At 74.8% G+C, this 25,857-nt stretch carries 26 protein-coding genes and 3 pseudogenes; 19 read left to right on the top strand and 10 right to left on the bottom strand.

Annotated features, from left to right (window positions below; translation table 11 throughout):
- The first annotated feature begins 38 nt into the window (after positions 1–38).
- Complete coding sequence (locus ABEB13_RS30680; protein WP_345708061.1) at positions 39–980, top strand: ADP-ribosylglycohydrolase family protein; 942 nt, start codon at positions 39–41, stop codon at positions 978–980.
- A gap of 28 nt (positions 981–1,008) precedes the next feature.
- On the opposite strand, the gene ABEB13_RS30675 is transcribed toward ABEB13_RS30680, so the two are convergent.
- Positions 1,009–2,493 (bottom strand): glycoside hydrolase family 6 protein, encoded by a 1,485-nt coding sequence (locus ABEB13_RS30675; RefSeq protein WP_345708060.1) that lies wholly within the window; start codon positions 2,491–2,493, stop codon positions 1,009–1,011.
- Between the two features lie 248 nt (positions 2,494–2,741).
- Positions 2,742–3,008: a GlsB/YeaQ/YmgE family stress response membrane protein gene (locus tag ABEB13_RS30670; protein ID WP_100887813.1), complete on the bottom strand. Its 267-nt coding sequence runs from the start codon at positions 3,006–3,008 to the stop codon at positions 2,742–2,744.
- 196 nt (positions 3,009–3,204) lie between these two features.
- On the opposite strand from ABEB13_RS30670, the gene ABEB13_RS30665 reads away from it, so the two are divergent.
- The 11 genes and pseudogenes from ABEB13_RS30665 to ABEB13_RS30615 all read left to right on the top strand — a co-directional run bounded on the left by ABEB13_RS30665 (position 3,205) and on the right by ABEB13_RS30615 (position 11,733).
- Positions 3,205–4,032, top strand: a complete 828-nt coding sequence (locus tag ABEB13_RS30665; protein ID WP_345708059.1) for an SAM-dependent methyltransferase — start codon at positions 3,205–3,207, stop codon at positions 4,030–4,032.
- 99 nt (positions 4,033–4,131) lie between these two features.
- A pseudogene (locus ABEB13_RS30660) lies at positions 4,132–4,812 on the top strand (response regulator transcription factor); the annotation flags it as partial.
- Between the two features lie 22 nt (positions 4,813–4,834).
- The gene (locus ABEB13_RS30655; protein WP_345708058.1) at positions 4,835–6,283 is read left to right on the top strand and encodes a sensor histidine kinase; all 1,449 of its coding nucleotides are present in this window, start codon (positions 4,835–4,837) and stop codon (positions 6,281–6,283) included.
- Positions 6,284–6,377: 94 nt separating this feature from the next.
- Entirely contained in the window at positions 6,378–6,761 is a 384-nt protein-coding gene (locus ABEB13_RS30650; RefSeq protein ID WP_345708057.1) for a hypothetical protein, read from the top strand.
- An 11-nt stretch (positions 6,762–6,772) separates the two neighbouring features.
- The gene (locus ABEB13_RS30645) at positions 6,773–6,991 is read left to right on the top strand and encodes a hypothetical protein (protein WP_345708056.1); all 219 of its coding nucleotides are present in this window, start codon (positions 6,773–6,775) and stop codon (positions 6,989–6,991) included.
- A 409-nt stretch (positions 6,992–7,400) separates the two neighbouring features.
- Entirely contained in the window at positions 7,401–7,910 is a 510-nt protein-coding gene (locus ABEB13_RS30640) for a cysteine dioxygenase (RefSeq protein WP_345708055.1), read from the top strand.
- Positions 7,904–8,302, top strand: a complete 399-nt coding sequence (locus ABEB13_RS30635; protein ID WP_345708054.1) for a rhodanese-like domain-containing protein — start codon at positions 7,904–7,906, stop codon at positions 8,300–8,302. The genes ABEB13_RS30640 and ABEB13_RS30635 overlap by 7 nt, the downstream gene beginning before the upstream one ends.
- Before the next feature lie 91 nt (positions 8,303–8,393).
- Positions 8,394–9,485 carry an ABC transporter ATP-binding protein gene (locus tag ABEB13_RS30630; RefSeq protein WP_345708053.1) on the top strand — a complete coding sequence of 364 codons (1,092 nt, stop codon included), beginning with the start codon at positions 8,394–8,396 and terminating at the stop codon, positions 9,483–9,485.
- A pseudogene (locus ABEB13_RS30625) lies at positions 9,460–10,023 on the top strand (ABC transporter permease); the annotation flags it as partial. The gene ABEB13_RS30630 and the pseudogene ABEB13_RS30625, both read left to right, overlap by 26 nt.
- Before the next feature lie 106 nt (positions 10,024–10,129).
- Positions 10,130–10,825 (top strand): ABC transporter permease, encoded by a 696-nt coding sequence (locus ABEB13_RS30620; RefSeq protein WP_345708052.1) that lies wholly within the window; start codon positions 10,130–10,132, stop codon positions 10,823–10,825.
- Positions 10,822–11,733 carry an ABC transporter substrate-binding protein gene (locus tag ABEB13_RS30615; RefSeq protein ID WP_345708051.1) on the top strand — a complete coding sequence of 304 codons (912 nt, stop codon included), beginning with the start codon at positions 10,822–10,824 and terminating at the stop codon, positions 11,731–11,733. The genes ABEB13_RS30620 and ABEB13_RS30615 overlap by 4 nt, the downstream gene beginning before the upstream one ends.
- 63 nt (positions 11,734–11,796) lie before the next feature.
- Here ABEB13_RS30615 and ABEB13_RS30610 read toward each other — a convergent pair whose 3' ends face one another.
- On the bottom strand, positions 11,797–12,234 hold the full coding sequence (locus tag ABEB13_RS30610) for a MarR family winged helix-turn-helix transcriptional regulator (protein WP_345708050.1): 438 nt from the start codon (positions 12,232–12,234) through the stop codon (positions 11,797–11,799).
- Positions 12,235–12,282: 48 nt separating this feature from the next.
- On the opposite strand from ABEB13_RS30610, the gene ABEB13_RS30605 reads away from it, so the two are divergent.
- From ABEB13_RS30605 to ABEB13_RS30590, 4 genes are all read left to right on the top strand, one after another.
- Positions 12,283–13,026: a dienelactone hydrolase family protein gene (locus ABEB13_RS30605; RefSeq protein WP_345708049.1), complete on the top strand. Its 744-nt coding sequence runs from the start codon at positions 12,283–12,285 to the stop codon at positions 13,024–13,026.
- Between the two features lie 2 nt (positions 13,027–13,028).
- Positions 13,029–13,295 (top strand): DUF6295 family protein, encoded by a 267-nt coding sequence (locus tag ABEB13_RS30600; protein WP_345708048.1) that lies wholly within the window; start codon positions 13,029–13,031, stop codon positions 13,293–13,295.
- Between the two features lie 50 nt (positions 13,296–13,345).
- Complete coding sequence (locus tag ABEB13_RS30595) at positions 13,346–14,164, top strand: class I SAM-dependent methyltransferase (RefSeq protein ID WP_345708047.1); 819 nt, start codon at positions 13,346–13,348, stop codon at positions 14,162–14,164.
- 156 nt (positions 14,165–14,320) lie between these two features.
- Positions 14,321–16,081 (top strand): glycosyl hydrolase family 18 protein, encoded by a 1,761-nt coding sequence (locus tag ABEB13_RS30590; RefSeq protein WP_345708046.1) that lies wholly within the window; start codon positions 14,321–14,323, stop codon positions 16,079–16,081.
- Positions 16,082–16,793: 712 nt separating this feature from the next.
- Here ABEB13_RS30590 and ABEB13_RS30585 read toward each other — a convergent pair.
- The 4 genes and pseudogenes from ABEB13_RS30585 to ABEB13_RS30570 form a co-directional block, all read right to left on the bottom strand.
- Positions 16,794–16,949, bottom strand: a complete 156-nt coding sequence (locus ABEB13_RS30585; protein WP_345708045.1) for a hypothetical protein — start codon at positions 16,947–16,949, stop codon at positions 16,794–16,796.
- A 151-nt stretch (positions 16,950–17,100) separates the two neighbouring features.
- Complete coding sequence (locus ABEB13_RS30580; RefSeq protein WP_345708044.1) at positions 17,101–18,390, bottom strand: multidrug effflux MFS transporter; 1,290 nt, start codon at positions 18,388–18,390, stop codon at positions 17,101–17,103.
- Between the two features lie 50 nt (positions 18,391–18,440).
- Positions 18,441–18,821, bottom strand: a complete 381-nt coding sequence (locus ABEB13_RS30575; RefSeq protein ID WP_345708043.1) for an ADP-ribosylation/crystallin J1 — start codon at positions 18,819–18,821, stop codon at positions 18,441–18,443.
- A gap of 79 nt (positions 18,822–18,900) precedes the next feature.
- Positions 18,901–20,081, bottom strand: a pseudogene (locus ABEB13_RS30570) (acyl-CoA dehydrogenase family protein).
- 256 nt (positions 20,082–20,337) lie between these two features.
- Here ABEB13_RS30570 and ABEB13_RS30565 point away from each other — a divergent pair.
- The gene (locus ABEB13_RS30565; protein WP_345708042.1) at positions 20,338–21,333 is read left to right on the top strand and encodes a chitinase; all 996 of its coding nucleotides are present in this window, start codon (positions 20,338–20,340) and stop codon (positions 21,331–21,333) included.
- A gap of 53 nt (positions 21,334–21,386) precedes the next feature.
- On the opposite strand, the gene ABEB13_RS30560 is transcribed toward ABEB13_RS30565, so the two are convergent.
- Positions 21,387–21,710: a hypothetical protein gene (locus tag ABEB13_RS30560; RefSeq protein ID WP_198523977.1), complete on the bottom strand. Its 324-nt coding sequence runs from the start codon at positions 21,708–21,710 to the stop codon at positions 21,387–21,389.
- Positions 21,711–21,807: 97 nt separating this feature from the next.
- Here ABEB13_RS30560 and ABEB13_RS30555 point away from each other — a divergent pair, with 97 nt between their 5' ends.
- Positions 21,808–22,668, top strand: a complete 861-nt coding sequence (locus ABEB13_RS30555) for a carbon-nitrogen hydrolase family protein (RefSeq protein ID WP_345708041.1) — start codon at positions 21,808–21,810, stop codon at positions 22,666–22,668.
- Between the two features lie 73 nt (positions 22,669–22,741).
- On the top strand, positions 22,742–24,154 hold the full coding sequence (locus ABEB13_RS30550; RefSeq protein WP_345708040.1) for a class II fumarate hydratase: 1,413 nt from the start codon (positions 22,742–22,744) through the stop codon (positions 24,152–24,154).
- A gap of 82 nt (positions 24,155–24,236) precedes the next feature.
- Here the strand turns inward: ABEB13_RS30550 and ABEB13_RS30545 are convergent, their stop codons facing one another.
- A complete protein-coding gene (locus ABEB13_RS30545) occupies positions 24,237–24,707 on the bottom strand; it encodes an SPW repeat protein (RefSeq protein WP_345708039.1) in 471 nt (156 codons plus the stop codon).
- 105 nt (positions 24,708–24,812) lie between these two features.
- On the bottom strand, positions 24,813–25,844 hold the full coding sequence (locus ABEB13_RS30540) for a DNA glycosylase AlkZ-like family protein (RefSeq protein WP_345708038.1): 1,032 nt from the start codon (positions 25,842–25,844) through the stop codon (positions 24,813–24,815).
- Between the last annotated feature and the right edge of the window lie 13 nt (positions 25,845–25,857).

Raw genomic sequence — 25,857 nt, 5'->3', positions numbered from 1 at the left:
ACAATGGCGCCTCCGGTTCTTCTCACCTGGAGGATGACGTGCGCGCCCCCACCCCCGCCCTGGACAGCCTGCAGGGCCTCGCCCTCGGCGACGCCTTCGGCGACCGCTGGTTCTCGCCGGGGGTCGACGAGGCGGCCGCGGAGTACGCGGCCAGGATCCCGCGCCGCGCCCCCTGGCACTGGACGGACGACACCGCGATGGCCCTCGTCCTCGTCCGGCACCTGCTCGACTTCGGCGAGGTGCGGCAGGACGAGCTGGCCGGCGCGTTCGCCGCCGCGTACACCGCGCAGCCCGGCCGCACGTACGGGCCGTCGATGCACCAGGTGCTGCGGCAGGTCCGGGACGGCGCCGACTGGCGCACGGTCACCTCGGCGATGTTCGGCGGGCAGGGCTCGCACGGCAACGGCGCCGCGATGCGGGTCGCGCCGCTCGGCGCGTGGTTCGCCGACGATCTCGACCGGGTCGCCGAGCAGGCCCGACTCTCCGCGGTGACCACGCACTTCCACCCGGAGGCCGCGGCGGGCGCGGTCGCGGTGGCGCTGGCCGCCGCGTTCGCGGCGCGCAGCCGGGGCTCGGCGGCCCCCGCCCGGGCCGACTTCCTGCGGGCGGTCGCCGACCGGCTGCCGGCGGGCGACGTGCGCTCGGGTCTGCGGACGGCCGCCCGGCTGCCGGCCGGTACGAGCATCCGGCACGCCGCGGTCGTGCTCGGCTCGGGCGCCCTGCTGTCCGCCCCGGACACCGTCCCGTTCGCGCTCTGGTCGGCGGCCGGGCAGCTCGACTCGCTGCCGGACGCCCTCTGGGAGACCCTCGGCGGCTGGGGCGACATGGACACCACCTGCGCGATGGCGGCCGGCGTGGTCGCCGCTCGGACGGGCCTGGCGGGGGTGCCGGTCGGCTGGCTGGCCGCCCGCGAGGGCCTGCCCGGCTGGGCCGGCGCCACTGCGGTGCCGGACGGCGGGGCCGCCGCCGGCCGGGGCTGAGCCCGGCCGGCGGCGGCCCGGTACCGCGTCAGGCGAGGGTGCAGGTGGCACCGTTGAGGGTGAAGGAGGTCGGCGCGGCGTTGGACGCGGCGAAGGTGCCCTGGAAGCCGAAGCCCGTGGAGGCACCGGGCGCCAGGCTGCCGTTGTACCCCAGGTCGGTCGCGGTGACGGTCGCACCGGACTGGGTGACCGTCGCGTTCCAGGCGCTGGTGACCTTCTGGTCCCCCGGGTACGTCCAGCGGAGCGTCCAGCCGGTCACGCTCGCCGTGCCGGTGTTGCGCACGGTCACGTCCGCGGTGAACCCGCCCGTCCAGGCGTTGGTGCGGTAGGCCACCGAGCACGCCGCGCTGCCGGTCGGCGGCTGCGAGGTCGGGGGCTGCGAGGTGGGCGGCTGCGACGTGGGCGGCTGGCTGGTCGGGGGCTGCGACGTGGGCGGCTGGCTGGTCGGCGGGGCAGTCGGGTCGGCGGCGTTGACGGCCAGCTGGTAGGCGATGTCCGCGACGAAGGTGCCCGCGGCGGCCGCGCAGCCGTCCGCCTCGCCCGGGGGCTTGATCCAGAGGAAGGCGTCGATCGCGGCGTCCCCGGTGGCGGCGGTCGGGTAGGCGCCGATCGCACGGCCGGAGGGGTCGCACCAGGCGCCGCCGCCCGCCGGGCCGTTGCCGTTGCGGCTGGTGTCGACGACGGCGTGCAGGTTGCCGGGGTTGCCGAGCGAGGACAGCACCGACTTGCTGTAGGCGACCTCGTTCGCGGTGCTGTTGAAGTTGGAGACGTTGGTGAAGAAGCCGTCCGCGTTGCTCAGCACACCGGCGCTGCGCAGCCGGTTGGCCTGCTCGGCGGCGCTGTTCCAGGCGGAGTGCCCGCCGTCCATGTAGACCTTGGCGTTCGGCGCGGCGGCGTGGATCGTGGCGCCGGCCCGGGAGAGCGAGGCGAACCGGTCGGCCTGCTGCTGCGCGGACAGGCAGGTGGTCAGCGCGATCGAGTCCGGCTCCAGGATCACCACCGAGCGCCCGCTGCCGAGCCCGGCGGCGAACTTCGCCACCCAGGCGTCGTACGAGGCCAGATCGGGCGCGCCGCCCGCGGAGGCGCCGCCGCAGTCGCGGTTGGGGATCTCGTACACGGCCAGGACGGGCACCTGGCCGGCTCCGGCGGCGGCCGAGGTGACCGTGCGGACGTCCGCGGTGATGGTGTCGGGCTTGTAGTTGGCGAACCAGATGCCCTGCGGCTGGGAGGCGATCCGCTTGGAGATCACCGGGGTGCGCGAGTCGTTCGGGTTCGCGGCGACCCACTTGACGACCTGGGAGGCCGGGTCCTTGTAGAACTGGGTCGTCGCGGGCAGGCTGCCCTGCACGGCGGCGCCGGCGCCGGTCTGGGTGGCCACCAGCATCGCGGCGGCCACTGCGCCGACGGCCAGGGCGAGGCCGGCCGTGCGGCCGCGCCGGGCACCGGCCCGGTGGCGCCGCGGGGTGGGGCCGGGTGCCGGGACGGCGCGCCGAAGGGGCTCGGGGGTGCTCACAGTGTCCTCCGCGTGCTCTCGGGTGGGAGAGGATGGGGCGGCCGCCGAGCATGGGAGCGCTCCCGCACGGCCGGGGCCGATCGTAGCCGCGCATGCCTCTCAGCGAAATCCCTTGTGCAGACGGAAGTTTCGACATCGTTCGACACCGGTGGCGTCATCACTGGTGGGAGCGCTCCCGCATCGGGACCGAAAAGGGACCGGCCGGCGGCAGACGCCGCCGGCCGGTCCCTCCCGCCCCACCCGTCCGGTCAGTCCCGGGAGTTGCCGAACAGCAGCCGGTACGCGATCAGCAGCACCAGGGCCCCGACGATGGCCGAGCCCCAGGTGGCCAGGTCGAAGAAGTGCTTGGTCACCGAGCGGTGCAGCACCGTCGAGGAGAGCCATCCCCCGACGAACGAACCGGCGATGCCGATCAGCGTGGTCACGATGAAGCCGCCCGGGTCGCGCCCGGGCAGCAGCAGCTTGGCGATGGCCCCGGCCACCAGGCCCAGAATGATCCAGCCGACGATCCCCATACCCGTCTCCTGCCCTTCGTGCTCCGGCGGCGCACCGCCGCGTACAGGGGGACGCCCCCTCCCCCTGGTGGTTCCCCCTGCTCGAACGCCCATGCGTGACCGCAGATCTGACCTGTGGTCCGGACAGCCCCGCGCCGGGACCGCAGGCCCTAGGCTGGGCGCCGACAGCCGGTCCGATCATGGGTGGAGGCAGACGGTGGACCAGGACGGCGTGTGGGGCACGGGGCGCGGGGGCGGCGTCGATCTGCGGGCCGACGTTCCGCACCCGGCCCGGATGTACGACTACTACCTGGGCGGCAAGGACAACTTCCCCGCCGACCGGGAGGCCGCCGAGCGGGCGCTCGCCGCCAACCCGGAGTTCCGCACCACCGCCCGTGCCAACCGCGCCTTCCTCCAGCGGGCCGTGCGCCACGTCGCCGGGCAGGGCATCGACCAGTTCCTCGACATCGGCACCGGCATCCCGACCGCCGGCAACACCCACGAGATCGCCCAGCTGGTCAACCCGGCGGCACGGGTCGTCTACGTCGACAACGACCCGATCGTGCTCACCCACGCCCGCGCCCTGATGGCCGGCATGGGCCTGGGCCGCACCGCCGTCCTGCAGGCCGACCTCCGCAGCCCGGCCGCCATCCTCGCCGCCCCCGAGGTCGGCGAACTGCTCGACCTCGACCGGCCGGTCGCCCTCGTCCTCGCCGCCGTGCTGCACTTCCTGCCGGACGAGGACGAGCCCGCCCTCGTCCTCAAGACCCTGATCGACGCCCTCGCACCCGGCAGCCACCTGATCCTCTCCCACGGCACCGCGGACTTCATCCCGGACGAGATCCGCGACCGGGTCACCGGCGTGTACGACCGGGCGACCGCGCCGCTGGTGGGGCGCAGCCGCGCCGAGGTCCGCACCCTCCTGGACGGCCTGGAGGTGCTGGAGCCCGGGGTGGTGACCGTGCCCTTGTGGCGGCCGGACGCCGACCCGGACGAGGCCGCCCACCGGGTCAGCATGTACGGCGCGGTCGCCCGCAAGCCGTAGGGATCGTCGGACGAGCGCGGGGCCCGGCGAGCCACCCCGGCCGTCCGGCGCCCGCCCGCGCGTGAGAGAGTCGGCGGCCCGCAGGGCGAGGAGGTGCCGATGGGCGGCGCAGGTGGCCGGGTGCTGGTGGTGGACGACGACGCGGCGATCCGGCGGTCGCTGGAGCGCGGGCTGCGGCTGAGCGGCTTCGCCGTCCAGGTCGCGCCGGACGGCGAGAGCGCGCTGGCGCTGATGGACGGCCCGACCGCACCGGACGTGCTGGTGCTGGACGTCTCGATGCCCGGGCTCGACGGGACGGGCGTCTGCCGGGCGCTGCGGGCCGTCGGCGACGAGACCCCGGTGCTGATGCTCTCCGCGCTGGACGAGCTCGCCGACCGGGTCGCCGGGCTGCAGGCCGGGGCCGACGACTACCTGGTGAAGCCCTTCGCCCTGGAGGAGCTGGTACTGCGGCTGCACGCCCTGCTGCGCCGGCGACCGGCACCGCCGTCCGACGTGCTGCGGGCCGGCCCGCTGACGGTCTCCCCCGCGACCCGCCGAGTGCACTGGGAGGACACCGAGCTCCACCTGACCCGGCGCGAGTTCGAACTGCTCACCCAGCTCGTCCGCAACGCCGGGATCGTGCTCACCCGGGACCAGCTGCTGGACCGGGTCTGGGGCTACGACTTCGAGGTGCGCAGCGACGCCGTGGACACCTTCGTCAGCTACCTGCGGCGCAAGCTGGAGGACGGCGGGCGGCCGCGCCTGGTGCACACCGTCCGCGGGGTCGGGTTCGTGCTGCGGCTGCCGTCCGACGGGGGCAGCCGTGAAGCTCTCCAGCCGGATCGCGCTCTCGGTGACCGTCCTCGTACCGGTGCTGGTGCTGGCGGCGGGCCTGCTGCTGCTCGGGTTGGTCCACCGCGACCTCGCCCGCCAGCAGGACGCGGTGCTGCGCGAGCGGGCCGCCGCGGTGCTGCCGAACGTGCGCACCCTGCTCGCCGCGGACAGCAAGGGCAGGCCCCGGGCCGAGCAGAACCAGCAGCGCAAGGTCCTCGACGGGGCACTGGATTCCGGGGTCCGGCTGGCCGGCGAGGACGGCACCGTCCGGCTCGTCGTCGGCCCGCAGCCGGCCGAGAGCGTCCCGCTGCCGGCCGCCGCCGACGCCCCGGTGACCGTCCGGGACTCCGGCCGGTCGTGGCGGGTGCTGTCCGTCCGGGTGGACGGCGCGGCACCCGGCACGCTCTGGCTGGTCTCGCCGTCCTCGGCGGTGGATCCGCAGGTCGCGGCCGTCCGGCGGCGGGTGCTGCTGGTCGCGCTGCTGGCCGCGCCGGTGGCCGGCCTGCTCGCGTTCGGCCTGGCGGGGCGGGCCACCGCCTCGCTGCGCCGGCTCAGCGCCCGGGCCGCCGCGCTGGATCCGGGCAGCGGGGCGACGGCACTCGCGCACACCCCGAGCCGGGTCCTGGAGGTCGACGAACTGGCTGCCGCGCTGGGCCTGCTGCTGGCCCGCTACGACGAGCAGGCCGGCCGGACGGCGCAGGCCCTCGACACCGCGCGGTCGTTCTCCTCCGCGGCCTCGCACGAGCTGCGGACCCCGCTGACCGCGATGCGCACCAATCTGGACGTGCTGGCCGCCCACCCCGGCCTGCCGGCCGACGAGCGGGCCGAGGTGGTCGCCGAGCTGTCGGAGGACCATGCCCGGCTGGAGGAACTGCTCACCGCGCTGCGGACGCTGGCCAGCGGCGACCTGGTCGAGGTCTCCGCCTTCACCGAGCTGGACCTGGGCGAGCTGGTGGAGAGCGCGGTCGCGGAGGCGGTGCGCCGCCGTCCGCAGGCCGTGATCGACGCCGCGGTGGAGCCGGGGATCCGGGTGTTCGGGTGGGAGGCGGGCCTGCGGATCGCGCTCGCCAACCTGGTCGGCAACGCCGTCGTGCACGGCCGTCCGCCCGGCGGCGGCCCGGCAAGGATCACGGTGCGGCTGCGGGCCGGCCGCAGCGGGGCCGCGGTGCTGACCGTCGACGACACCGGACCGGGTGTGCCGCCGGCCGAGCGGGCCGCGGTCTTCCACCGCTTCCACCGGCGGCCGGACAGCCCGGGGTCGGGCCTCGGCCTGACCCTGGTGGCCCAGCAGGCGGCGCTGCACCGCGGCACGGTGACGGTCGGCGACGCGCCGCCGCCGGGCGGGTGCCGGTTCGAGGTGCGGCTGCCGCTGCTGCGGCCGGAGGCGCCGACCCTGCAGCTGCCGGCCCGCCGCGACTGGCTCTCCGGCGACCGGTGAGCCGGGCGGGCCCCGGACGGGATCACAGGGATTCCACAAGAAGCCGTCCTACGCTCCCCGCGTCCGATCACCCCGGTACCGGAGGAGAACCGCCATGCACGTCAACCGCAAGGCCGCCGCTGTCGGCGCACTCGCCCTCGCAGGCACGCTGCTCGCCGCCGTCCCCGCCCAGGCGGCGTCCGCGCCGAAGAACGACGGCGCGAAGTCGGTCTGCAAGCGCCTGCCGAAGATCCAGGAGCGCGTCGACAAGGCCGTCCAGCGGCTCAACGGCGACACCACCGTCCTCGGCTCGGTGGCCCGGCTGCAGCAGCGGGTGACCGACGCCAAGGCCGCCGGGCACACCGAGATCTACACCTACCTCAATGACCGGCTGACCTTCCGCAAGAGCCTGCTGCCGACGCTGCAGACCCGCCAGGCCGACCTGAAGTCGGTGGCCACCTGGTGCGCCGCCCAGCCCTCGCCGGCGGCGAGCAAGTGAGCCCCCGCCCCGTGCGCCGACGCCCGGCGCGTCACCGGGCCGGGGCAGCCGCCGCGGTGCTCGCCGCGGCCGCCGCCCTGCTGCTGACCGGCTGCGGGCCGACCGCGAGCTCGCCCGGCAAGGCCGCGGCGACCGCGGACGACGGCCAGGTCCAGCAGATGCAGCAGAAGGTGGACTCCGCGGAGAGCGCCGCCGCGCAGGCCGACTCCGACGCGACGCAGAACAACTGACGCTCCGGCAGCAACACCCGGTTCCGGTGAGGGTGTTGCTGCCTGCACCGGCCACGCGCGGGGCCCGTCCCTCCCCCGGGGGACGGGCCCTTCGCCGTGCCCGCCGCCCGGCGGCCGCGCCCGAACGGGTCACCGCGGGCGGCCGCCTGCCGGACACGGCTTGACTCGGGCCGCCCGCGTCGTGAACGATCGCGGCATGAAGCCCGGCACCATCCTGGTCTGCCGCCTGCACGTCGATCTGCGACGCCAGGCGAGCGACATGTGTGCCCGCTGACGGTCCCCCTCCTCCCCGTGCCGATCTCCGGGGCCGGGACCGTCCGTTCGTTCTGACGCTCTTCCCTCCCCGGCCGTCGCGCCGCCCTCGCCGGCGGGCGCCTGCCGCCGCCCCCCGGTCACCCGAGGATGTGCCATGAGCCTGGACCTCGCCGTACCCGCCGCCGACCCCGCAGCGACGGACACCTCGCGTCCGCTGTCCCCCAACGCCCTGCGCGCCATCGTCAGAGCGGCCGCCGAACGGCCCGAGGAATGGATCCACCGGGTCCGCCTGGCCACCGGCGACCGCTGGTACGAGCGGCTGTCCGTGGCCGAGGACCACGAGGTGTGGCTGATCAGCTGGCTGCCGGGGCAGTCCACCGGCTTCCACGACCACGGCGGGTCGCGCGGCGCGTTCGCGGTGGCACTCGGCGAGCTGGAGGAGCTGTCGCTGGGCGGCCCCGACCACGGGCTGCTGGTGCGCCGGCTGCCGTCCGGCAGCGAGCGCTCGTTCGGCGCCGACTACCTGCACGACGTCCGCAACACCTCCACCGGGCCCGCGGTGACGATCCATGCGTACTCCCCGCCGCTGAGCGAGATGTCGCGTTACGAACTGCGGGCGAAGGGCCTCGTCCGCACCGCCGTGGAAGGACCGGAGCAGTGGTGACGACGATCGACGACCTGGTGGCCCGTGCGCGGGCCGGAGTGGACCGGCCGGGCCCGGCCGAGGCGGCCCGGGCGGTGGAGCGGGGCGCCCTGCTGGTGGACATCCGGCCCGCCGCGCAGCGGGCCCGCGAGGGCGGGATCCCCGGTGCGCTGGTGATCGAGCGGAACGTGCTGGAGTGGCGGCTCGACCCCGCCGGCAGCCACCGGATCGCCGAGGCGGACGGCCACGACGTGCACTGGATCGTGGTCTGCTCGGAGGGGTACGCCTCCAGCCTCGCGGCGGCGAGCCTGCGCGAGCTGGGGCTGCACCGGGCCACCGATCTGGACGGCGGCTTCGTCGCCTGGGCGGCGGCAGGCCTGCCCACCCTTTCCGGGGACGAGGGTTTGGGCTGACGCGTACCTGGGGAGCCGATCAGGTGTTCGCTTGTCACTTCCGCCTCATCCGTCCGTACATCACCGCACGTCAGGCTGCTGGGAACCACCTGTGATCAGATTCGAGGGCGCGGGCAAGCGCCATCCGGACGGGACCGTCGCCGTCGAAGAGCTGGACCTCGACGTGCCGGAGGGCCGAATAACGGTGCTCGTCGGCCCGTCCGGCTGCGGCAAGACGACCATCCTGCGGATGGTGAACCGGATGGTCGAACCGACCGCCGGCCGGGTGCTGCTGGACGGGCAGGACGTCGCCGGGCTCAAGGCCACGACACTGCGCCGGGGCATCGGCTACGTGATCCAGCAGGCCGGGCTGTTCCCGCACCGCCGGGTGCTTGACAACGTCGCCACCGTCCCCCACCTGCTGGGCTGGGACAGGAAGCGGGCCCGGGCCCGCGCGGCCGAACTGCTGGAGCTGGTCGGGCTGGCCCCGGAGACCGCGAAGCGGTACCCGTCCCAGCTCTCCGGCGGCCAGCAGCAGCGGGTCGGCGTCGCCCGGGCGCTGGCCGCGGACCCGCCCGTCCTGCTGATGGACGAGCCGTTCAGCGCGGTCGACCCGCTCGTCCGGGCCGGCCTCCAGGAGGAGCTGCTGCGGCTGCAGTCGGAGCTGAACAAGACCGTGCTGTTCGTCACGCACGACATCGAGGAGGCCGTCCGGCTCGGCGACCGGGTGGTGGTGCTGCGCGAGCACGGCCGGATCGCCCAACTCGCCGACCCGCACACGCTGCTGACCGCGCCCGCGGACGAGCGGGTGGCGGCGTTCCTCGGCCGCGACCGGGGCCTGCGCGGCCTCGGGCTGCGGCCCGCCGCCGACGTCGCGCTGCTGCCGGCCGACGGCGTCCACCACGGCTGGCGGCTCGAACCGGACGCCGACGGCCGGCCCGCCGCCTGGGTCCGCGGCCCCGAGCGGCGCGACGCACCGTCCTTCGCCCCCGCCGTCGACTCGCTGCGCGCGGCGCTGGACGCCGCGGTGCTCTCCCCGGCCGGCCTCGCCGTGGCGGTGGGCGCCGACGGGCGCACCACCGGTCTCGCCTCCCGGGCGGCCGTGCTGGCCGCCCTCGGCGCCGAGGGCGGCGGCGCACCGGCCGACGCCCCGCAGCCGGACGCCCCGCAGCCCGACGGTGCGGGGGCCGGCCGTGGACGGTGAGCCGATCGTCCGCTGGCACTGGATCGGCGACCACCTCGCGTACCTGCGCGACCTGACGCTCGACCACGCCGTCATCTCGCTCGTCCCGGTGCTGATCGCCCTGGCCGTCGCCGTCCCGCTGGGGCTGCTCTGCGCCCGGGTGCCGCGGCTCTACCAGCCGCTGTCCGCCGTGTTCAACGTGGTGTACGCGCTGCCGTCGCTGGCCGTCTTCGTGGTGCTGATCCCGTACACCGGGCTCGCCACCCGGGCGACCGTGATGGTGCCGCTCACCTTCTACGCCCTGGCGGTCCTGCTGCCGACCACGGTGGACGGGCTGCGGGCGACCCCGGAGGCCGTCCGGCAGGCCGCCACCGCGATGGGGTACGGGCCGTGGCACCGGCTGGCCGCAGTCGAACTGCCCGCCGCGGTGCCGTTCCTGGTGGCCGGGGTGCGGGTGGCGGCGGTCTCGTCGATCTCGCTGGCGGCGGTGGGCGCCCTGGTGGGCCGGGGCGGCCTCGGCTACCTTTTCGTCGACGGCTTCCAGCGGACGTTCCCGACCCCGATCGTGGCCGGCATCGTGCTGGTGGCGCTGCTGGCGCTGACCACCGACCTGGTACTGCTGCTCGCCCGGCGGCTGCTGGCGCCCTGGGCGTCGGGGGTGCCCGGTGAACTGGTCCGGCTGGCTGAACACCTTCTTCACCGCGCCGGCCCGGCAGTCCGGGCCGGACGCGATCGGGCACCGGATCGCGGAACACCTGGTGTTCTGCGGCGAGGCGCTGTTCTGGTCCGCCCTGTTGGCCGTCCCGCTGGGGCTGCTGATCGGCTACACCGGCCGCGGCGTGTTCGCCGTGACGGCGCTGACCGGGGTGGCCCGGGCACTGCCCACACTGGGCCTGGTGACGCTCGCCGTGCTGCTCGCCGGGGTCGGCGACACCGCCGTGCTGGTGCCGCTCATCGCGCTCGCCGCGCCACCGCTGCTGGTGGCCGCCGCCGAGGGCGTGCGCGGTACCGACCCGGACGTCCGTGACGCCGCGCTCGGCATCGGCCTGACCCATGCCCAGGTGCTGCGGCAGGTCTGCCTGCCCGCCGCCCTGCCCACCCTGCTCGCCGGGCTGCGCACGGCGACCGTGCAGACCATCGCCACCGCGACCGTCGCGGCCTACGTCGGCCTCGGCGGGCTCGGCCGGTACGTCGTCGACGGTCTGGCCACCCGCGACTACCCGGCCACCGTCGGCGGCGCCCTGCTCGTGGTGCTGCTCGCGGTCGCCGCCCAACTGCTCTTCGCCCTCCTGATCCGCCTCGCACGTCCGCCGGGCGCCCGAACCGGGCGCTCCGACCGCTCACCCAAGGAATCGACATGACGACCCGTCTGGTCCGCACCCTCGCCGCAGCCGCCCTCGTGCTGGGCGCCGCGGCCTGCTCCTCCTCCGGCGGCGGCGACCCGCTCGCCGGCAGCAGCGCCGCCCCGGCCCCGGCCGGCGGGAAGACCGTGGTGGTCGGCTCGGCCAACTTCCCGGAGAACGTGCTGCTCGCCTCGATCTACTCGCAGGCCCTGAAGGCCAAGGGCGTGAGCGTGCAGGAGAAGTTCAACATCGGCAGCCGCGAGGTGCTCTACGGGCAGTTGCAGAGCGGCAACCTGACCGTGCTGCCGGAGTACAACGGCGCGCTGCTGGCCTACCTCGACCCGAAGACCACCGCCACCAGCACCGAGGCGGTCGACGCCGCGCTCCAGCAGAAGCTGCCGGCCTCGCTGGCGGTGCTCGACCCGGCCGCGGCCGAGGACAAGGACTCGCTGACGGTCAGCCAGGCGACCGCCGACCGGCTCGGACTGAAGTCGATCGCCGACCTGAACGGCAAGGCGGCCGACCTGGTCGTCGGCGGCCCGCCGGAGTTCAAGTCCCGCCGCGAGCAGCAGTTCAAGGACGTCTACGGGGTCGCCTTCAAGGAGTGGAAGCCGACCGCCGACACCACCGCCAACGCGCTCAAGGACGGCACCGTCCAGGTCGGCAACGTGTTCACCACCGACCCGCGGATCGTGCAGTTCAAGCTGGTGTCGCTGGCCGACCCGAAGAACGTCTTCAGCGTCCAGAACGTCGTCCCGCTGGTGAACAAGGCCGGGGTGGACGCCACCGCGACCGCCGCGCTGAACGCCGTCTCGGCCAAGCTCGACACCGCCGGGCTGACCGCCCTGATGAAGCGGGTCTCCGTCGACAAGGAGGACCCGTCGGCGGTCGCGAAGGACTGGCTGAAGGCCAACGGCCTCGGCTGACCGGTGCGGCGCCGCGGCCGCCCCGGCTCCGGGGCGGGTGCGGCGCCGTCCGTGCCGGGCCGGTCAGATCCGGTGGGCGATCCGCTCCAGCAGCGGCAGCGCCGCGGCCAGCTGCTCCTGCTCGGCCGGGGACAGCTCCCCGGTGATCGCCAGCACCAGCCGCCGGGACCGTTCGCGGCGGGCACCGCGCAGGCCCTCCCGACCCGCCTCGGTGAGCGAGACGAGGACCTGCCGGCCGTCGGCCGGGTCGGCGGCCCGGGCGACCAGGCCGCGGGCCCGCAGGGCGGCCACGATCGGCCCCATCGACTGCGGGCGGATCCCCTCGCCCGCGGCGAGGGCGCTCTGGGTGGCCGGCCCCTCGCGGTCCAGCCGGACGAGGACCGAGGTCTGCGACAGCGTCAGCTCGCCGTCCGGCTTGAACCGGCGCAGCCGGTGCACCAGCGGGCCGAGACAGGCCCGGAGGTCGGTCGCGATCCGCTCCGGATCAGGGGCACTCGTCATGGTATGCAGCATAGACTGTTCAGTCTTGGCTTGTGATATAGCTGGCCCATGAGCGAATCCCTCAGCGCGACGACCGTCCGGATCGCCGGCCACCACGGCGACGGGATCGAGGCCTACCTCGCCCGCCCCGAGGGCGGACACCGGCGCGGCGGCGTCGTCGTCATCCACCACATGCCCGGCTACGACCGGGGCACCAAGGAGATGGTCCGCCGCCTGGCCGAGCTCGGCTACGACGCGATCTGCCCGAACCTCCACTTCCGCGAGGCCCCCGGCGCGGCCCCGGACGACGCGGCCGCCACCGTCCGGGCCGCCGGCGGGGTGCCCGACGAGCGGCTGGTCGGCGATGTCGCCGGCGCCGCCGACCACCTGCGCTCCCTGCCGACCTCCAACGGCCGGGTGGGCGTCCTGGGGCACTGCTCCGGCGGCCGGCAGGCCGTCCTGGCCGCCTGCGAGCTGGACGTCGAGGCGGCCGTCGACTGCTACGGCGCCTTCGTCACCGGCACCCCGCCGGAGGGCTTCCCGCTGAAGGTCACCAACCTGGTCGACCGGCTGCCCGGGCTGCGCGCCCCGCTGCTCGGCCTGTTCGGCGGCCTGGACGCCTACCCCGGCCCCGAGCAGGTCGCCGAGCTGGACGGGATCCTCACCGCGCACGGCAAGGAGCACGCGTTCCACACCTACCCGGACGCCGGCCACGCCTTCTTCGCCGTCGACCGCCCCTCGTACAACGTGGCCGCCGCCAACGACGGCTGGGAGCGGATCGGCGACTTCCTCCGCATCCACCTGGGGGTCTGACCGTGTGCACCTACACCACCGTCCGGGAGAGCATCGACGGCAGCGCCAAGGGCCCGGGCGGCACCTGGTTCCACGTCAGCGACCTCACGGTCTACTTCGACCACCCGGTGCACGCGATGGCCGAGCACACCCTCAACATCGACCTCGCCGACCCGAGCCGCGGCCCGGGCGCGCGGGTCGCCCTGGAGCTGACCGCGGAGTCCGCCCGCAGACTGGTGGCCGCGATCCAGGAGGCACTGGCCGCCGTCCCGCCCGAGCTGGCGGTCTGACGGACGGAAAATCCCTCGCCGGACGGATCGTGGACGACCACCATGGCGCCATGACCGACGACACCGTACTCGCCCTCCCTCCGGAGATCCTCGCCTACTACTCCCGGGGCGAGGAGGAGGGCCGCCTGCAGCGCGGCGCCAACCGCCTGGAGTTCTGGCGCACCCAGGACGTCCTGCGCCGACTGCTCGGGCCCGCCCCGCTGCGGGTGCTGGACGTCGGCGGCGGCGCCGGCGTGCACGCGGCATGGCTGGCCGCCGACGGCCACCGGGTCGACCTCGTCGACCCGGTGCCGCTGCATGTCGAGCGGGCCTCGCGGCTGCCCGGCGTGCGGGCCCGGCTCGGCGACGCCCGCGACCTGCCGGCCGACGACGCCGGCTACGACGCGGTGCTGCTGCTCGGCCCGCTCTACCACCTGACCGGGCGGGCCGAGCGGGTCCGGGCGCTGGCCGAGGCACGGCGCGCGGTGCGCCCGGGCGGCCGGGTCATCGTCGCCACCATCAACCGCTTCGCCGGCCTGCACGACCAGCTCCGGGCCGAGCGCTACTTCGAGCCCGGGCGGCGCGCGCTGACGGACGCCTGCGCGGCCTCCGGCCTCCTCTCCCCCGGCGCCGAGGACGAGCTCTTCACCACGGCCTACTTCCACCGGGCCGGCGACGTGCCGCCGGAGTTCGCCGACGCCGGGCTCGCGGTGACCGGCCAGTACGGCCTGGAGGGCGCGGCCTGGCTGATGGGCCCGGTGAACGACTGGCTGGACGACCCGCAGCGGCGGGAGGCGGTGCTGGCCGCCCTGCGGAGCACCGAGTCCGAGCCGTCGCTGCTCGGCGTGAGCGGACATCTGCTGACCGCCGGGGAGAGACACCGGGACTGACGAACTGTAAGGAACCTTGACAGACGACTGGTCCAGACCAAAGATGGGTGCCGTTCCTCCGACCGGGACGCATCGTGGGGGTGTGACCGCCGGCCGGGCGTGCCTTCCCTGTACCGCCGCACGACCCACCGCATCCGTCGTCTCCATGGAGTACCCATGCGTCTGCAACGACCCCTGAGCGCCCTGCTCACCGGTTGTGCCACCCTGCTCGCCGCCGCCGGGATCGCCGTCACCGGCGGTGGCACCGCCCAGGCCGCGACTCCGCTGCCGCAGCACGTGTTCGCCCCGTACTTCGAGGCCTGGACGGGTGAGAGCCCCGCCGCGCTCGCCCAGCAGTCCGGCGCCAAGAACCTCACCCTGGCGTTCGCCCAGACCGCCACCAAGGGCTCCTGCACCCCGTACTGGAACGGCGACACCGGCATGCCGATCGCCGCCTCCACCTTCGGCTCCGACATCGCCACGATCCGCGCGGCCGGCGGCGACGTCATCCCCTCGCTCGGCGGCTACACGGCCGACACCACCGGCACCGAACTCGCCGACAGTTGCACCGACGTGAACCAGATCGCCGCCGCCCTCGAAAAGATCATCACCACCTACGAGGTCAGCCGGATCGACCTCGACGTCGAGGCCGACTCGCTGGACAACACCGCGGGCATCGACCGCCGCAACAAGGCGATCAAGCTGGTCGACGACTGGGCGGCCGCGAACGGCCGCTCGATCCAGTTCTCCTACACCCTGCCGACCACCACGAGCGGACTCGCCGCCAGCGGCCTCGCCGTGCTGAGGAACGCGGTGCAGAACAACGCGCGGATCGACGTCGTCAACCTGATGACGTTCGACTACTACGACAACGCCGCGCACAACATGGCGACCGACACCCAGACCGCCGCCACCGGCCTCTACAACCAGCTCGCCACCCTGTACCCGACGAAGACCGCGGCGCAGCTGTGGGCCTCCATCGGCATCATCGAGATGCTCGGCGTGGACGACTTCGGCGCCGCCGAGACGTTCACCGTCGCCAACGCCGCCAGCGTCTACAACTGGGCCGTCTCCAAGGGCGTCAACACGCTGTCCTTCTGGGCGCTCCAGCGGGACAACGGCGGCTGCGCGGCGGCCGGCACCGCCGGGGCCGACAACTGCTCCGGCATCGCCCAGAACACCTGGGACTTCAGCCACGTGTTCGCGCCGTTCACCTCCGGCGGCAGCGGTCCGGTCACCAACGACTTCTCGCTCGGGCTGAGCCCCGCCGCGGGCAGCGTCACCGCGGGCGCCGGCACCACCTCCGCGCTCTCCACCGCCGTCACCGCCGGTGCCGCCCAGACCGTGAACCTGTCGGTCAGCGGCGCGCCGGCCGGCGTCACCGCCACGCTGAGCGCCTCCTCGGTCACCGCCGGGTCGGGCGCCACGCTGACCGTGGCCACCACCGCGGCCGCCGCCCCCGGCAGCTACCCGCTCACCGTCACCGGCACCGCGCCCTCCGGCAGCCACACCGCCACCTACACCCTGACCGTCCAGGGCACCGGTGGCGGCGGCAGCGGCAGCATCGTCAACGGCGGCCTGGAGACCGGCGCGCTCGCCCCCTGGGCGTGCCAGAGCGGCGGCGCCGTCGTCGCCACCCCGGCGCACTCCGGCACCCACGCGCTGCTGGCCGCGGCCACCTCCGGCCAGACCGGCGAGTGCACGCAGAGCGTCACCCTGGCGCCCAACCACGCGTACACGCTGACCGCCTGGGTCCAAGGCAGCTACGCCTACGTCGGCGTCACGGGCGGTGCCACCGCCTCCACCTGGGCGTCCTCGACCGGCTGGACGAAGCTGACCGTCCCGTTCACCACCGGCGCCAACGGCACCGTCTCGGTCTACCTGCACGGCTGGTACGGCCAGGGCAACGTCTACGGCGACGACTTCTCCATCGCCTGACACTCCGGCACTCCGTCAGGTCCGTCCCGGCGCCGGCCGGGCCGGGCCTGACGGCTTTTCGCATCCGTGTTCTAGGATCGCGGGCTATGGGCAACGGGTGGGGCGGGCCGCAGGGCCGCGACAACGGGGGCGGGGACGGCCCGGACTGGGCCGCCATGGCCGACCAGCACGAACGGGAGACCAGACGGCGCCGGCAGCTGCGGGTCGTCGGCGGCACGGTCGCCGCCGTCCTGCTGGTCGGCGGCGTCACCGCGACCGCCGTCACCGTCTCCGGCTCCTCCGGCGGCAGGAACGCCGCCGCGGGCACCGCGACCACCGGGGCGAGCGCCCGGGCCGCACTGGCCGACGACGGGTCCGACCCGGTGGTCGTCGGCACCGCACCGGGCGCCTCCGCCGGCCCCTCGGCGTCCGCCGCGGCCTCCGCGGGCGCCGCGGCGAGCCCCTCCGGCACCGCCGGCGGCCGCCCGTCCGGCAGGGCCTCGGCCGGAGCGTCCTCCGCCGCCCCCACCGACCCGCTGACCCGGATCTCGTCCGCGGCAACCGACACCGCCCCGCTCGACCCCGCGGCGATGTTCGCCGACCACCTGACCGTCGGCGGCCGGGTCTGGACGAGGCTCACCACCGCCTCCACCGTCCCCTGCTGGAAGGCCACCACCGGCGGCCTCGGCGACGTGCTGGCCCCGCAGGGCTGCCGCACGATGCTCCGCGCCACCTACACCTCGGGCAGCAGTGCGGTGACCGTCGGCGTGGCCGTGCTCGACTCCAGGGCCCAGGCGGACGCCGCCGCGGCCGGGTACCGCGGCCAGGTCCAGGGGCTGGTGCCGTCCGGCCACACCTCGTACTGCACCGGTCCGGGCTGCGCCAACACGCACGGTTCGGTCGGCCGGTACGACTACTTCACGGTGGCCGGGACGGTGAAGCCCGGCGGCAACACGGCGGACGCCACGGCCGCGGCCGCCCAGGGGACTTCGCCGGGTACGCCCGCGGCAGGCTGCTCGCCCGCGGGCAGTGACCGCCGTTCAGGCGCCCGCACCGGCGCCGGCCCGGGCGGCCGCGACGGCGGCCGGGCGCCACGGCCGGCAGAGCACCAGGAACGTGGTCAGCGAGAGCAGCGCGCAGACCAGCACGACCAGCCCCAGGGCGAGCCCGGACGGGTGCCCGGCCACGCTGCTGAGCGGTGCCACCACCGCGCCGCAGACGAAGGTGGAGACGCCGAGCAGCGCCGAGGCCGACCCGGCCGCGTGCGGCGCGCGGCTCAGCGCCCGGGCCGAGGAGTTCGGCCCGACCATGCCCATCGACGTCATCAGCAGGCACATCGCCGGGCAGACCGCGGCCAGGCCGAGGTCCCACACCCCGGTGGCGAGGGTCAGCACCGCCCCGGCGAGGACGGCGCCGCACAGCCCGGTCACCATCAGCGCGTCCGGCCGCACCCGGGTCACCAGCACGCGCCCGTTCAGCTGCGTGGAGGCCATCAGGGCCACCGAGTTGACCGCGAACAGCAGGCTGTAGGCCTGCGGCGAGACGTGGTAGACCTCCTGCAGCACGGTGGACGACCCGCTGACGTAGCCGAACAGCGCGCCGAAGGAGAACGTGGTCGTCACCGTGAAGCCGACGAATCGCCGGTCGCGCAGCAGACCGCCGACCGCCCGCAGCGTGGTGGACAGCCCGCCGGCGTGCCGCCGTTCGGGCGGCAGCGACTCCTGCACCCCCAGGGCCGCGGCCAGGGCCAGCAGGCCGCCGGTGACGGCCAGCACCACGAAGCTCCCCCGCCAGGTAGTGACGTGCAGCAGTTGGGCGCCGAGCACCGGCGCCACGATCGGCGCCAGCCCGGACACCAGGGCCAGCGACGCCATGAAGCGGATCATCGCCACACCCTCGTAGCGGTCCCGGGCGACCGCCCGGGCGATCACCAGCCCGGCCGCGCCCGCCATCCCCTGCAGGAAGCGCCCGGCGACCAGCACGGACACGCTCGGCGCCAGCACGCAGACCGCGGTGGCCAGCGTGTACAGGCCCATGCCCGCCAGCAGCGGCCGCCGCCGGCCGTGCCGGTCGCTGGCCGGGCCGAACAGCAGCTGCCCGAAGGCCATGCCCAGCAGCGAGGCCGTCAGGGTGAGTTGGACAGCCGGTGCGGTGGAGTGCAGATCCGCGGTGAGCGCCGGCAGGGCCGGCAGGTAGAGGTCGGTGGTGAGCGGCCCCAGGGCCACCAGACCGCCGAGCACCACGACCGCCGCGCGGCCCGGCCCGGCCCCGCCGGCCGCCCCGCGGGCCGAGGTCCGCTCTCCATCCGCGTCGACGGTCGGGCCGGCCATGGGACTCCTCGCGTGGTCGGGCCCGGCGGCATGCGGCCGGGGTTCGTACCCTAACCCGCGGCGGCGGACGCGGCCTCGGGGCCGTCCGCGGCGTGGAACTCCCGGACCACCTCGATCAGGCCGACGATGTGCCGGTTGAACTCGGCCAGCTCCTCGGCCGGCACCCAGAGCTCCAGGATGGTCTCGCCGCCGGCCTGACGGACCGGGAAGCGGGCGAGGTAGTCGCTCTCCACCTCGAACCGGGTGACGTAGCCGGACCCGGAGGCGGGCACGTTCCAGTCCCGGGCGATCCGGATGGCGTAGTCCTCGTTCAGCACCGGGTAGAAGATCGGCTGCTCGGGCAGCCGCGGCGGCCAGGCCCGCCGGCCGGACGCCTCGACGAGGGCGAGCTCCTGCGGACCGGTGGGGCGCCAGAGCGTGGTGGTCTCCATGGCGCCCCACCGTAGGGTCGCCGCCGTGCGGGCGGCGAGCGGTTTTCGCCGCCCGCGGCCGACTCGGCGGTGGGCCGGCTCAGCGGTAGGCCGACTCGCCGGTGATCGCCTCGCCCAGGACGAGGGTGTGGATCTCGCTCGTCCCCTCGTAGGTGAGGACGGACTCCAGGTTGTTGGCGTGCCGCAGCACCGGGTACGCGAGGGTGATGCCGTTGGCGCCCAGCACCGTGCGGGCCGACCGGGCGATCTCCAGGGCGGTGCGGACGTTGTTGAGCTTGCCGAAGCTGATGTGCGCGGGCAGGGCGCGGCCCTCGTCCTTGAGCCGGCCGATCCGCAGGGCCACCAGGTACGCCTTCTCCAGCTCCAGCACCATCTCGACCAGCTTCTCCTGGGTCAGCTGGAAGCCGGCGATCGGGCGGTCGAACTGGATCCGGGTCCGGGCGTAGTCCAGGGCCGAGGTGTAGCAGTCGCGGGCGGCGCCGACGGTGCCCCAGAGGATGCCGTAGCGGGCCTCGCCGAGGAGGAGAGCGGCCCGCGCAGGCCGCGGGCGCCGGGCAGCACCGCGTCGGCCGGGAGCACGACGTCGTCGAAGGCCAGCTCGCTGGTGACGGAGGCGCGCAGCGAGAGCTTGCCGTGGATGTCGGTTGCGGTGAAGCCCTTGGTGCCCTTCGGCACCAGGAAGCCGCGCAGGCCGTCGTCGGTCTGCGCCCAGACCACGGCGAGGTCGGCGATCGAGCCGTTGGTGATCCACATCTTGGAGCCGTTGAGCACCCAGTCGTCGCCGCGGCGCCGGGCCCGGGTGCGCATGTTGGCCGGGTCGGAGCCGAAGTCCGGCTCGGTGAGGCCGAAGCAGCCGATCGCCCGGCCGGCGGCGAGCTCGGGCAGCCACTGCTGCTTCTGCTCCTCGGAGCCGAAGGCGTGCACGGACCGCATGGCGAGCGATCCCTGGACGGAGACGAAGCTGCGCAGGCCGGAGTCGGCGGCCTCCAGCTCCATGCAGGCGACGCCGTACTCGACGGCGGTCGAGCCGGCGCAGCCGTAGCCGTCCAGGTGCATGCCGAGGACGCCCAGGCTGCCGAGTTCGGGGGCGAGTTCGCGCGCGGGGAAGGTGCCCTGCTCGAACCAGTCGGCGAGGTGCGGCCGGATGCGCTCGTCGGTGAACCTGCGGACGGTGTCGCGGATCAGCCGCTCCTCGTCGGTGAGCAGGTCGCCGACGGCGAGCAGGTCGGTCGGGTCGAGGCGGTCGGCGCTGCGGGCCATCGTGCGGTCTCCTCCGGGCGGGCGGGGTCTGCGGGTGGGGTCTCGGCTTGCGGCGTCGAGTATCGCCCACACCTCCTACCGACGGGTAGCACCGCCGCCCCGGCCGCGTCGGCCGTCGTCAACTCGGCATTCCCGCCGCCCTCTTGACGTGGACAGGTGCGGCCGGTTCACTGGTCTCGACCATTAGGAAAGTTTCCTTACTTTCCTTGGCCCTCGCACGCCTCCCCCACACGCCCCTCCCCCGGAACGGTGACCCATGACCGCACGCGCCCTCGCCCGTCCGCTCCTCGCCCTCGCCGCCACCGCCGCACTCACGGCCGGCGCACTCGCCCTGGCCCCCGCCGGGCAGGCCGCGACCGCCGACCCGGTCGGGCTCAACGCCCCGTACGAGTACCTGGGTTGGGGAAGTCCGCAGAAGCCCGCCGACGTCATGGCGGCGACCGGCGTCAAGCAGTTCACGCTGGCCTTCATGCTCAGCGACGGCGGCTGCAACCCCAAGTGGGACGGCAGCCGGGCGCTGACCGGCGGCAGCGACCAGAGCGCGATCAAGGCGATCCGCGCCGCCGGCGGCGACGTGGTGGTGTCGTTCGGCGGCTGGAGCGGCAACAAGCTGGGCGAGAAGTGCAGTTCGGCCGGCGCGCTGGCCGGCGCCTACCAGAAGGTCATCGACGCCTACGGGCTCAAGGCGATCGACATCGACATCGAGGACACCGAGGTGGCGAACGCGACCGTCCGCCAGCGGGTGGTCTCCGCCCTCAAGACGGTGAAGGGCAACAACCCGGGCATCCGCGAGTACGTCACCTTCGGCACCACCACCATCGGGCCGGACGCCGACGGGCTCGACCTCATCCGCAAGGGCGCCGCGGCCGGCCTCGCCCTGGACGGCTGGACGATCATGCCGTTCGACTTCGGCAGCCACAGCGGTGCGATGGGCACCGTCTCCACCAAGGCCGCCGACGGCCTGCAGAAGGCGGTCGCGAGCGCCTACGGGTACGACAGCGCCACCGCCTACCGGCACATCGGCATCTCCTCGATGAACGGGCGGACGGACGAGAGCGACGAGACGGTCTCCACGGCGGACTTCACGACCATCGCGAACTACGCCAAGGCGCACCACCTGGCGCGGTTCACCTTCTGGGCGGTCAACCGGGACCGCTCCTGCCCGTCCGGCACCTCGGCCGGCGACTCGTGCAGCGGGATCTCCCAGTCGCCGTACGCGTTCACGAAGATCGTCGCCGGCTACCACGGCTGACCCGGGCCGACCGTCGGGCACCGGCCCCGGTGCACGCCGCCGGCACCCGACGGTCAGCGCCGGGCGATCAGCGCCGCCTCGGCGTAGTTGTCCCAGTGCGCGGCCGCGCCGGGCGGGATGCACGCCCAGTCCTGCATCGGCCGGCCGCCCACCGGGTCGAACAGGTGCGCGCCGGGCAGTCGCAGCGCCTCGGCCAGTGCCGGGCTGTCACGGCCCAACCGGCAGACCAGTTCGCCCTGGTGGAGCCCGGCGAAGGCCTTCCCGGCAGCATCCTTGAGGCACGGCATGCCGAACATGGTGGCCCGGCTGACGCCGCGCGCGGTGAGTTCCTCGGCGATCTCCGCATAGCGGAATCCCGGATCGGAATCGTCGGTCATGGGGTCATGGTGCACCCGCCGCGGCCGGGCGGCACCCCTGCCGCACCCGGTTTCGGGCCTTGAGCCCCGACCATCCGGCATGTAAGGATTGAGACCCGTGAGCACCCTTGTACACGCGCTGCCCGCGTCCCCGCTGACCGCCGCCGTCGCCCAGACCCCGCTCGCCCCGCTGGACATCGCGGGCAACGCCGCGACCGCCGCAGGGCTCGTCCGCCGGGCCGCCGACTCCGGCGCCCGGCTGCTGCTGCTCTCCGAACTCTTCCTCACCGGCTACGAGACCGTCGCGATCGCCGCCGACCCCGGTCGGCTCACCGTCGCCGACGACGACCCCCGCCTGGACCCGCTGGCCGCCGCCTGCGCCGAGACCGGAACGGCCGTGGTGGCCGGCGCGCCCGTCCGGGACAGCCGGACGGGCGCCCTGCACATCGCGGCGCTGGCCCTGGACGGCACCGGCCGGCGGGCCGCCGCGTACCGCAAGCAGTTCGCCACCCCGAGCGAGCGGGCCGCCGGCTTCGCGGCCGGCACCGCCGGCTGCACCCTCGAACTGGACGGCTGGCGGCTCGGCCTGGGGATCTGCTGGGACTCCGGCTTCCCCGAGCACGCCCGCGCGGCGGCCCTGGACGGCGCGCACGCCTACCTGGTCGGCGCCCTCTTCGGCACCGGATCCGGTGCCCACCAGCGCCGCACCGTCTTCCCCGCCCGCGCCCTCGACAACACGATGTACGTCCTGCTCGCCAACCACGTGGGCCCGTCCGGCCCGTACACCGGCTGCGGCGCCAGTGCCGTCTGGGGCCCGGACGGCCGGCTGCTGGCGGAGGCCGCCGCGGACGCACCGGAGCTGCTCACCGTCCGGCTCGACCCGCAGGCGCTGGCCGCCGCCCGGGTCGAGGACCCGGTCCTCCTCCAGCCGGGCCTGACCGCCGCCCACGGCCCGCGCACGGCCGCCGCACTGGCCTGACGGCGGCGCCGGCGGCACCATCGGAAATACCCGGGACCGCCGCGCGGCTGTCCGGTCCAGGAGGTGTCGCACGATGGGTGACGAGCGGAACGGGCAGGCCCACGAGGGCTACCGGGTCGAGCACGACTCGATGGGCGAGGTCTGGGTGCCCGCGGGGGCCCGGTGGCGGGCCCAGACGCAGCGCGCGGTGGAGAACTTCCCGGTGTCCGGCCAGCGGCTGGAGCGGGCGCACATCGCGGCGCTGGCCCGGATCAAGGCCGCCGCCGCGGTGGTCAACGCCCGGCTCGGCGTGCTGGACGGCGAGACGGCGGAGGCGATCCGGGCCGCCGCCGAGGAGGTGGCGGAGGGCCGCTGGGACGGCGAGTTCCCGGTGGACGTCTTCCAGACGGGCTCCGGCACGTCGTCCAACATGAACGCCAACGAGGTGATCGCCACCCTCGCCACCGAGCACCTGGGCCGGCCGGTGCACCCCAACGACCACGTCAACGCGAGCCAGTCCTCCAACGACGTCTTCCCGTCCTCCATCCACATCGCCGCGACGGCCGCCGTCACCGGCGAGCTGATCCCGGCACTCGACCACCTGGCAGCGGCGCTGGAGCGCAAGTCCGCCGAGTTCGCCGAGGTGGTCAAGTCGGGCCGGACGCACCTGATGGACGCCACTCCCGTCACGCTGGGCCAGGAGTTCGGCGGATACGCCGCGCAGGTCCGGTACGGCGTGGAGAGGCTGCGCGCCGCCCTGCCCCGAGTGGCCGAACTGCCCCTCGGCGGCACGGCGGTGGGCACCGGCATCAACACCCCTCCGGGGTTCTCCGCGGCGGTGATCGCGGAGGTCGCCCGGGCGACCGGGCTGCCGCTGACCGAGGCCCGGAACCACTTCGAGGCCCAGGGCGCCCGCGACGCGCTGGTCGAACTCAGCGGCCAGCTCCGGACGGTGGCGGTCGGCTTCACCAAGGTCGCGAACGACCTGCGGTGGATGGGATCCGGCCCGCGGACGGGCCTGGGCGAGATCAACCTGCCCGATCTGCAGCCCGGGTCCTCCATCATGCCGGGCAAGGTCAACCCGGTGCTGCCCGAGGTGGTGCTGATGGTGGCGGCCCAGGTGATCGGCAACGACACCACGGTCACCGTGGCCGGGGCCAGCGGCAGCTTCGAGCTGAACGTGATGCTCCCGGTGATCGCCCGCAACGTCCTGGAGTCGGTGCGGCTGCTCGCCAACAGCGCCCGGCTGCTGGCCGACCGGACGGTCGACGGCATCACCGCCAACGTGGCGCGGGCCCGCGAGTTCGCCGAGTCGTCGCCCTCGGTCGTCACCCCGCTCAACCGCTGGATCGGCTACGAGGAGGCGGCGAAGGTGGCCAAGCAGTCGCTGGCCGAGCGGAAGACGATCCGGCAGGTCGTCCTGGAACGCGGCTACGTGGCGCAGGGGCTGCTCACCGAGGAGGAGCTGGACACCGCGCTCGACGTGCTGCGGATGACCAGGCCCTGACCGCCGGGCCCCGACCGGCGGGCACGACGAACGGGTGCGGGCCGAGGGCCCGCACCCGTCCGATGGTTCGCTTCGGTCTCCGTCATCCGCGCCCCCTGCCCATCCTCGACGTGGCGCCGGTGAGCGTCAGCCCGAAGGCCGCCAGGGCCAGGCACGTCATCACGCCACCGGTGATCACGTTGGTCCAGATGGTGCGGTTGACGGCCTCACCGCCGACGGTCGCCCAGGGAGCGACGATCGCCCAGATGCCGATCGCCATCGCGGCCCAGGCGCGCGCGTGCGTGCGCTCGAGTGCGGATCCGTAGCCGGCCATGAGGTAGGCGAAGACGAGCCCGCACAGCAGGTTGCTCACACTCAGCCCGGAGAAGGCCCCGACCACGGGGTTCAGGCCGAACCCGACCACCCACGGGGAGATCGCCAGGAAGAGTCCGGCGCAGATGGAGAGCGCCTCGACGCCCTGGGCCAGCGGCGTTGCGGTGACACGCTCGTAGTGTTGACGAAGTTCGATGATGTCCGGGTGGTGTTCCATGCCCGTCGGGCTCTGGGTCGACACCGAGGACCACCTCCAAGTGTGAGGAAGGCGCGAGTTCCTTACCCATTGTGTCCCTTATCTTCCCCTTATGCGAGGGAATCACTCATTTGCCGGGTTTTGGTTCTGTCAGGCCAGGGTGAGCACATCCGGGACGCCGAGGAACGCGGCGACTGCGGCGGCTTCCTCCGCCAGCGCGGCGCGCACCCCGCGCGGCAGCGGCCCGAACGCCTCGACCACCAGCCCGTCGCGCTCCCGCCGCCAGGTGCCGAGCACCCGGCCGTCCGCGACCACGGCCGGCCTGATCACGCCGCCGCCGGCGTTGATCCGCTGCGCGAAGGCCTCGTCCAGCATCACCGCCCGGCTGCGGTAGCCCAGCAGGTAGCCGTCGTACGCGCCGAGCAGGCGCACCAGCGGCGGCCCGGACGACGGCCCCGCCGCACCGGCGACGGCGAACAGCCCGGGCGAGGGCTGCTCGGCCGAGGCCGCCTCGAACGCCGAACGGGCGGCCGTCACCGGCAGACCCGCCCAGGCGCCGAAGTCGGCCGGACCCGCCGGGCCGAACGCCGCCAGGTACCGGCCGGCCAGCGCGGCGGCCGGGTCCGCGGGCGGCGGGCCGCCGGCCGGCATTGGGAGATAGCCCGGCTCCCGCGGCGCGACGTCGGCGCCGCGGCACAGCAGCCCGTGCGCCGCCGCGTACGCCATGAGGTGGGCCGGCGCCTGGCCCTTCGGGTCGATGCCGACGCCCCGTTCGCCCAGCAGCGCGACCAGCGCGGCCCGGCTGTGCGGCCCCTGCGGCAGTGTCGGCAGCAGCTCCAGCGCGCGGGCGCAGATCTCGTCGGTCAGGCCGAGTTCGCGGCGCCGGCGCGCGCCGCCGGCCAGGTTCCTGGCCGCGAACAGGCCCAGCATCCACCGGGCGTCCGCGGCCGGCACCAGGTGCAGGGTGCCGCGCATCAGCCAGGTGGACACCACCTCGCCGGCCGCCTGCGCCCGCCCCGGCTCGGCCGGGTCCGCCACGCCGCGGGCCCGCAGCGCCAGCCGGGCCGCCGCGGCATCCTGGGCCTGGACCCCGCCCGAGCTCCGGGCCACCGCGACCGCGGCGGCCTCCGGGCGGCCGAACTGGGCGTGCATCCGGCGCAGCAGCAACTCCTGGTCGTCCACGGGTCCATTGTGG

The sequence above is a fragment of the Kitasatospora paranensis genome (assembly GCF_039544005.1).
In the GTDB taxonomy this organism is placed as follows: domain Bacteria; phylum Actinomycetota; class Actinomycetes; order Streptomycetales; family Streptomycetaceae; genus Kitasatospora; species Kitasatospora paranensis.
This window is presented reverse-complemented; position numbering and strand designations above follow the sequence as displayed.